The following is a 501-nucleotide window of genomic DNA, read 5'->3' as shown; positions in this document are numbered from 1 at the left end:
TGGCACCCGGCCGAAATCTTCGGCCCCGACATGCCCGACCGCGTGCGCCTGCGCCCCGAAAACCTGCCTGACTACGCCGTGTTCTGGCCCGGCGAGGTGAGCGCCTACGTAGTGCGCGGCGATACGTTCGTGACCGTGCCGGCCTTCGTGCCGCGTAGAGGCCACCGTCTGGTGCCGGCCGGGTTTGCCCAGCGCAAGTACCGCGACGACCGCTACGAAGTGCTGCTGGCGCAGGCCCCCACGCCCGAAACCCTGCGCACCCTCAACGCGCCGGTGGTGCCCAATGGGCCAGTGCCGGCGGGGCTGGAAGCTATGCCCAGGCCGGCCGCGAACCCCTCGGATGCCTACGCGAACACCTTTTTCGGCTTCATGCTGGATACGTTCGTGTTTCCGCGTGCCTACCAGACCACGCTGCTGCGCCACAACGGCCAGGTGGAAGCGTTGCCGGGCCGGCCGGGGGCCTACCGCCGCCGCATGCTGCAGCTGCTGGCCGACGACCCC

The 501-nt window shown here is 70.1% G+C and carries 1 protein-coding gene; it reads left to right on the top strand.

Annotation, left to right across the window (positions count from 1 at the left end; translation table 11 throughout):
* Positions 1-501, top strand: a 501-nt coding sequence (locus tag ACYVDE_RS26095) for a hypothetical protein (protein WP_460504402.1), incomplete at both ends; no start/stop codon positions are given.

The organism is Hymenobacter agri (assembly GCF_054778495.1).
This window is presented reverse-complemented; position numbering and strand designations above follow the sequence as displayed.